The sequence below is a fragment of the Azospirillum sp. NS33 genome (genome assembly GCF_059703765.1).
This window is the reverse complement of the sequence record NZ_BAAKJB010000055.1, coordinates 25,268-32,299: the sequence shown is the minus strand read 5'-3', so window position 1 is coordinate 32,299 and position 7,032 is coordinate 25,268. Positions and strand designations below refer to the sequence as shown.

At 74.9% G+C, this 7,032-nt stretch carries 7 protein-coding genes; 3 read left to right on the top strand and 4 right to left on the bottom strand.

Annotation, left to right across the window (positions count from 1 at the left end):
• Positions 1-1,488 (bottom strand): tetratricopeptide repeat protein (locus tag AC6H2I_RS29200; RefSeq protein WP_497504307.1); only part of this gene is annotated, 1,488 nt, incomplete at its 3' end.
• A 75-nt stretch (positions 1,489-1,563) separates the two neighbouring features.
• On the opposite strand from AC6H2I_RS29200, the gene AC6H2I_RS29195 reads away from it, so the two are divergent.
• The 3 genes from AC6H2I_RS29195 to AC6H2I_RS29185 all read left to right on the top strand — a co-directional run bounded on the left by AC6H2I_RS29195 (position 1,564) and on the right by AC6H2I_RS29185 (position 3,886).
• Entirely contained in the window at positions 1,564-2,847 is a 1,284-nt protein-coding gene (locus tag AC6H2I_RS29195) for a class I SAM-dependent DNA methyltransferase (RefSeq protein ID WP_497504306.1), read from the top strand.
• Positions 2,848-3,055: 208 nt separating this feature from the next.
• Positions 3,056-3,661, top strand: coding sequence for a hypothetical protein (locus AC6H2I_RS29190; protein ID WP_497504305.1), 606 nt, complete (start codon positions 3,056-3,058; stop codon positions 3,659-3,661).
• A gap of 18 nt (positions 3,662-3,679) precedes the next feature.
• On the top strand, positions 3,680-3,886 hold the full coding sequence (locus tag AC6H2I_RS29185) for a hypothetical protein (protein WP_497504304.1): 207 nt from the start codon (positions 3,680-3,682) through the stop codon (positions 3,884-3,886).
• A 153-nt stretch (positions 3,887-4,039) separates the two neighbouring features.
• Here the strand turns inward: AC6H2I_RS29185 and AC6H2I_RS29180 are convergent, their stop codons facing one another.
• From AC6H2I_RS29180 to AC6H2I_RS29170, 3 genes are all read right to left on the bottom strand, one after another.
• Complete coding sequence (locus AC6H2I_RS29180) at positions 4,040-5,023, bottom strand: anti-sigma factor family protein (RefSeq protein WP_497504303.1); 984 nt, start codon at positions 5,021-5,023, stop codon at positions 4,040-4,042.
• Positions 5,023-5,532: a sigma-70 family RNA polymerase sigma factor gene (locus tag AC6H2I_RS29175; RefSeq protein ID WP_497504302.1), complete on the bottom strand. Its 510-nt coding sequence runs from the start codon at positions 5,530-5,532 to the stop codon at positions 5,023-5,025. Before AC6H2I_RS29175 ends, AC6H2I_RS29180 begins: the two co-directional genes overlap by 1 nt.
• 252 nt (positions 5,533-5,784) lie before the next feature.
• Positions 5,785-7,032, bottom strand: a complete 1,248-nt coding sequence (locus tag AC6H2I_RS29170) for a PQQ-dependent sugar dehydrogenase (protein ID WP_497504301.1) — start codon at positions 7,030-7,032, stop codon at positions 5,785-5,787.

Sequence of the window (7,032 nt, the reverse complement as noted above, 5' to 3'; positions counted from 1 at the left end):
CCCCCCCCCGGCCGGGGCGGGCCGGCCCCCCGCCCGCCGGCCCCGCCCCGGGAAGCGGGCGAGCGTGCCGCGCAGGCGGTGCGGCAGGCTGCCCGCCGGCAGCTGGCGGTCGGCGTCGGGCGGGTCGATGCGCTCCGCTCCGGCGGCGTCGCAGCTTTCGGCCCGTACGGTGGCGGCGGGGAAGGAGCGGGCCAGCAGGCTGGCGAGGCGGCGGTCGGCCTCGACGGTGACCGGCCCGCCGGCGGCGTTGAGCAGGTCGTGGTAGCAGGACGCGAACATCAGCTCGTCGCCGATCCCCTGCTCGCGCCACACCAGCAGACGCCGCCCGGACAGCGGCTCGCCCTGCCAGACGGCGGCGGCGATGCGGCGGTCGGGCCGCGCCTCCTGGGCCGCGAAGCGGCGGTCGTAGCCGTACCAGCCGCGGGCGAGATCGCCGTGCAGCAGCGCCAGCAGGGACAGGTTGTAGGACGCCGTGGCGAGGTCCGGCTTGCGCTCCAGGGCCTGCTCGTAGCAGGCCGCGGCCTCGTCGATGCGGCCTTGCGCCTGCAGCGCGTTGCCCAGGTTGTAGAGCGCCTCGACGAAGTCCGGCCGGCGCTCCAGGGCCATGCGGTGGCAGGTTTCCGCCTGGTCGGGCCGGCCCAGACGCTTCAGGACGCTGCCCAGGTTGTTCAGCGCGCCGACATGCCCGGACGCGCGTTGCAGGGCCTGGCGGTAGGCGATCTCCGCCTCCTCGTAGGCGGCCTTCTGCTGCAGGGCGGAGCCCAGGTTGTACCAGGCGTTGGCGTCGTCCGGCCGCAGCCGGACGGCGATCCGGTGCTGGGCCACCGCCTCGCCGAGCCGGCCGACCGCGGCCAGCGCGTCGCCGAGGTTGTTGTGCGCCTCCGCCATGGCCGGCGCCACGGTGGCGGCACGGGCGAAGGCGGCGACCGCGGCGGTGGCGTCGCCCGCGTCGCGCCGGGCGTTGCCGAGATTGAACCATGCCTTGGCGTAGTCGGGCTGCAGGGCCAGCGCCGTCCGGTGGCTGGCCGCGGCCGCGGCGGTGCGGCCGTCGGCCTGGAGGGCGTTGCCGAGGTTGAAGCGCATCGCCGCCGAGTCGGGCCGGATCCGCAGGGCGCGGCGGTGCGCCGCGACGGCCTCGGCCGGCCGGCCGGCGGCGGCCAGGGCGGTGCCGAGGTTGTCGTGGTAGTCGGCGACGCCGCCATCGGCGTCGATGGCCCGGGCGATGAGCGCGGCGGCGTCGGCCGGTCGCCCGGACTGGATGGCCAGAACCCCCAGCAGGTGCAGCGCGTCGGGGTGGCGCGGCGCGGCACCGAGCACCGTGCGGTAGCCGGCCTCGGCCTCCGCCAGGCGCCCGGCCCGGTGGTGGGCGACCGCGTCGGCGAGCCGGCTGGCGAGGTGGGCGGTGGGCGGCGCTGCGCCGTGCTTGCGGTCCTTGCCCATGGTCGTGTCGCGCCGCGCCCCGCTGCTCCTGCCCACTGCGGCGGCCATGGCAACATGGCCGTGCCATCATGCGCAAGTCCCGCTACAAGGAACCCGGCCAACACCACCGCCGAGGAGCCCGCCGTGACCGACCGGCCCGCGTCCCCCCGCGCCTCCGCGCTGCGCCTCGGCGCGCGCGCCGACCGCACCGCGCGGTTGTTCGCCGCGGCCGCGGCGGCGGCCGGTGCGGGGCGCCTCGACGAGGCCGCCGCCGCCTACCACCGGGTGCTGGCGGCGGACCCCGGCCACGCCGAGGCCTACAACAACCTGGGCAGCGTCCTCGACGCCCAGGGCCGCTACGGCGAGGCGGTCGCCAGCTACCGCCGCGTTCTGCGCCTGGGCCGCGACCACCCGGCGGTCCACTACAACATCGGGTCGAGCCTGAACCGCGCCGGGCGCCGCGCCGCGGCCGCCCTCGCGCTGCGCCGGGCGCTGGCGGAGGCGCCGGACTACGCCGACGCCCACAACAACCTGGGCAACCTGCTGCGCGAGGGCGACGCCGAGGCGGCGATCGCCGCCTACCGCCGGGCCGCCGCGTGCCGCCCGGACATGGCCCTGGCGCACGACAACCTGGGCAGCGCCATCTACCTGCTCCACGATGCCGGCGGCCAGGCCGCCGCGGCACGCCACGCCGTGCGCTGGCTGCGCGACCATCCCGACCAGCCCCTGGCCCGCCACGCCGCGGCGGCCATGGCCGGGGTGGGCCACGAGGAGCGGGCGGCGGACGCCTACGTGCGCCTGCTGTTCGACGGCTTCGCCGGGGAGTTCGAGCGCACCCTCGCCGACCTCGACTACCGCGCCCCGGCGCTGCTGGCGGACGCGGTGGTGGCGGCCGTCGGCCCGGCCGGCGCGGCGCCGCCGCCGGGCACGCTGGACGTGCTGGACGCGGGGTGCGGCACCGGGCTGTGCGCGCCGTTCCTGAGGCCGGTGGCCCGCCGGCTCACCGGCGTCGACCTGTCGCCCCGGATGCTCGACCGGGCGCGCGGCCGTGGCCTCTACGACGCGCTGGCCGAAGCCGAGCTGGGGGCGTTCCTGGAGCGCTCCCCCGGCGCCTTCGACCTCGTCGTCGCGGCCGACGTGCTGTGCTATTTCGGGCCGCTGCGGGACATCCTGGGCAGCGCTGCGCGGTCCCTGCGGCCGGGCGGCGTCCTCGCCTTCACCGTGGAACGCCTGGACGGCCCGGACCCGCGCGCGCACCGCCTGAACCCGCACGGCCGCTATGCCCATGGCGAGGCCCATGTGCGGGCCGCGCTGGCGGCCGCGGGGCTCGCCGCGGAGAGCGTCCGGCCGGCGGCGCTGCGCCACGAGAGCGGACGTCCCGTCGACGGCCTGGTGGTCACCGCCCGCCGTCCCGGAGGGCAAGCATAGGCGCCTGAACGGCGCCCCGCGCCAAGGCAAGACGGGCGGCGGTCAAGGTTTCGTCGCCTGTGGTCCAAGACCCACCGGAGTCGCCGGCCCGCATCCACGAATCCGGGAGAATCATCCGTCATCGGACAATCGTGAACAAACCCTTTACGGTGCGCGGGATTCGATGTAACGTCTTTGCAAAGCATGCCACCGGAATGGGCCAACGGATATGTACGTGGAAAGCACTGCATACGCTGCGCCCCCGGCGCCCGTCCATACCGCCGGCAGGGGCGTCTGGCGAACGGACACAGCCTCCGGTCGCGACACCCCGCCGGGCGAGAGCACGGCGCCCGGGCGCGGCGCGGCGCCCACCGCCGCCGCCACCGCCGGGCTGTTCCAGGAGGAGCCGATCATCGGGCGCTACCCGGTGGTGGCGTTTTCCTTCAACCCCGACGCCTCGAAGTTGGTGCTGCTCTACCGCGACCCGGCAACCGGCGAGACCCAGTCGCAGATCCCCTCGGAAACGGCGCTGAAGCAGTACGAAGAAGCGCAGAAGAAGGAGCGGGACGCGCGCAAGCCGAAGCTGGAGCTGGTGGTGGGCGGTGCGTCGACGGCTGCGGTCGCCGAACGCGGCGGCGCGGCGGCGAGCGGCACGAGCGCATCGGGCGGGTCCGCGCCGGTCGCCGCCGCGGCGCGCCCGCTGCCCGGTCGGTCGACGGCCGAGGCGGCGGTGGCGGTCGCCACCGCGGCGGCGGCATCGACCGGGGCATCGACAGCGGGCGCGGGACGCGGCTATGCTGGCGGGGCCGCCACGCGCGTCGATCTCGTGATCTGAACGGAACCCGGAGCGCCAATGTCCATCGATCCCGCCACAAGCACCCTCACCGGGGCGGCTCTGGCCCTTCGTCAGGGGCAGGCGCAGGTCGATTTCGGGGTGAAGGCCCTGTCCCAGACGGCGCAGCAGCAGCAGGACGTGGTGACCACGCTGCTCGGCGGCAGTGGCGGTGGAGGCGGCGCCGTCACCGAAACGCGCGGCCAGACCCTGAACATCGTCGTCTGAACCCTGAACATCGTCGTCTGACCACCGCGTGACCACCGCGGGCCTTCGCCCGTGGGTGAGGCTTGGCGGGCGAACGCGCCGCCCGCCCGCGTTCATGCCCCCGCCGTCACGCCCGATGCCCCCGCCGGAGCCTCCGCTGCCGGCTCGGGACGATCAGCTCTCCTTGGACTTCTGGGTGTCGCTGATCGGCTGCACCGGGTTCTGCTCCTGCTGCTGCAAGGGCTGCGGCGGCAGCTCGGCGGGCTGGGGCGCGGCCGGCTGGACGTGCGGCTGGGGCTGCGGCGCCGGCGCCTCGGGCTGCGGCGGCTTCGGCCCCGCCTTCACGTCCTCGTAGACCGCCTTGGTGATCCCCAGCAGCTCGTCCTTCGACAGGCGGCCGATCAGCGCGTAGGCCAGGCCCCCTTCGACCCAGTAGAACGTCGCGACGTCGCCGGCCTGGGCGAAGCTGAAGGACGCCTCCTGACCGGCCGGGGGCTGGCCGACGAACAGGGTGATCCGCTTGCTCTGGTCGTTGATGTACATGTACTGGGCGCCGGCCCCGGTGTCGGTGGGCAGCGAGCGTCCGCCGATCAGGCGGTAGCCGACCTTGGACAGGTCGGGGCCGAACACGGAGCGGCCGACGCGCTGCGACAGCCAGCTGTCGAGTGCCCCCTGGTCCTCGGCGCCCATCTCCACCTGGAAGCGTTCGTCGGCGGTGTAGAACCTGTGTGCCTGGGCGGCCTCCTCGGCGAAGGTCTGCAAGGTCGTCCGCTTGGCGACGGACTGGGCCACCGGGGCCGGGGCCGGGTCCACGGTGCCCCGCCCCAGATAGCCCCCCGACGCGCCGGCGACCAGCAGCATCACCGCCGCGGCCACGCGCGCCAGCGGCCGGGCGTGCCACGGCGCCACATTGTCGTTTCCGGCGAGCCGCCCCTTGAGCTGCAGGGTGAGCTCCCCGGCCTCGGCGTCCGGCGCCTCGCGCAGGACCGGGTCGAAGATCTCGTGCAGGAGGGCCGCCTGGGCGCGGTAGTCCTCGACCCGGCGCGCCGCCTCGGCGTCCTCGGCCAGCCACCGTTCCACCGCCAGGCGGCGGTCGCCATCCAGGCAGCCGTCCACGTAGGCGTGCAGTTCCTCGTCCAAAAGCCGGTGCGCGTTCATCACTTCACCCTTCGCAGAGCCACCGATCCGTCGTTGGCCAGCTTCGCCCGGACCGCGTCGCGCCCCCGCGAGAGGCGCGACATCACGGTACCGATCGGGACGCCCAACGTCGTGGCGACCTCCTCGTATTTCAGGCCCTCCAGAGCCACCAGCAGCAGCACCTGCCGCTGCTCGTCCGGCAACTCGTCGAGGGCGCGCATCATGTCGCGCACCTCGACCCGCTCCTCCTGCCGGGGCGGGGTGACCAGGCGGGATTCGACCGAATCCACCGTCACCTCGTCCGGTCGCGCGGCGCGGGATCGCACCTGGTTGACGTGGACGTTGTGCAGGATGGTGAAAAGCCACGCCCGCAGGTTGGTCCCCGCCTTGAATGTGTCCGCCCGGGCGACCGCCCGGGTCAACGCCTCCTGCACCAGATCCTCGGCGTCCGCGCGATTGCGAAGCAGCGCCCGCGCGTAGCGGCGCAACGACGCGATGTGGACTTCCAGCTCGACCCCGAATTTGCTCAACCGCGCACCCGATCGGTTCAGGCGGCCGTGCCCGTGGTTGGGAACGGCCCACCGGAGAGGGTAGGACGACGCGGCGCTCGTTCCGGGCCGGAGGCCGGCCATCACTGGCCAGGCAACCTATGCCATCAGCACGAACGCGCGTCCTCCACGTTTATTCCAGACCCTGGTGCCCGTGCAGCAAAATTTCGGCGACATCGTGACGCGATCGGCGGAAAGACGGCTCTTCGGCCCGCCGCCCGCGCCGGCCGGCGGTCACCCGCCCGACGCCTGGTCGGCGGACTCCATGGGCGCGATCCGCCAGACCGCGCCGTCGGCGGCGTCGATGAGGACGTGGACGGCGCCGTCCGGGGCCTCGGCGACGTCGCGGATGCGCGCGCCGAGCGGGATGCGCTCGACCTCGCGCGGGGTGTCGCCGTCGACGGCGACGCGCACCACGGCGGTGCCGCTCAGCCCGCCGATCAGCGCGCTGCCCCGCCACTGCGGGAACAGCGCGCCGGCGTAGAACACCATTCCCGAGGGCGAGATCACCGGCGTCCAATGCAGGGCGGCGTCGGCGAGATCGGGCCGGGTCGGCGGGTCGGGGATGGCGCGCCCGTCGTAGTGCCGGCCCCAGCTCACCACCGGCCAGCCGTGGTTCGCGCCGGCCCGGGGCCGGTTCAGCTCGTCGCCGCCCAGCGGCCCCATCTCGGCGATCCACAGGGCGCCGGTCGCCGGATCGACGGCCGCCGCCTCGATGTTGCGATGGCCGTAGGACCAGACCGCCGGGTCAGCGCCGGCTATGCCGGCGGACGGGTCAGCGCCGGCTATGCCGGCGGACGGGTCAGCGCCGGCCGTTCCGGCGAACGGGTTGTCGTCCGGCACCGTCCCGTCCTGGTTGAGGCGGACCACGGTGCCCAGGGTGTTGGACGGGTCCTGCGCCGGGTCGAACTGGAACCGTTCGCCCAGGGCCAGGAACAGCGTGCCGTCGCCGCCGAACGCGATGCGGTTGCCGAAATGGTTGGGGCCGTCGATCTTCGGCTGCTGGCGGAAGATCACCTGGAAGTCCTCGATCCGGTCGCCGGCCAGGGTGCCGCGGCCCAGGGCGGTCCCCGCGGTGCCGCCGTCGCCGGCCTCGGCGAAGCTGAGGTAGACGGTCCGGTTGTCGGCAAATCCGGGGGCGATGGCGACGTCCATCAGGCCACCCTGGCCTTCGGCGAAAACCTCCGGCGTGCCGGCCAGGGGCGCCGACAGGCTGCCGTCGCGCTCCAGGATGCGCAGGCGGCCCGGCTTCTCCGTCACCAGGGCGCGGCCGTCGGGAAGGAAGGCGAGGCCCCAGGGGTGTTCCAGCCCGCCGGCCACCGCCTCGACCCGGATCGGACCGGCCGAGGTCTCGACGCTGCCGGCGCCGCCGGGCAGGGGTGGGGCATCCTGGGCCAGGGCGGTGGCCGGACCGAGCGCGAGGGCGGTGGCCAGCAGGCCGCCGGTTGCGGCGGCGATGGAAGGGGTGCGCGCACAGCGCAT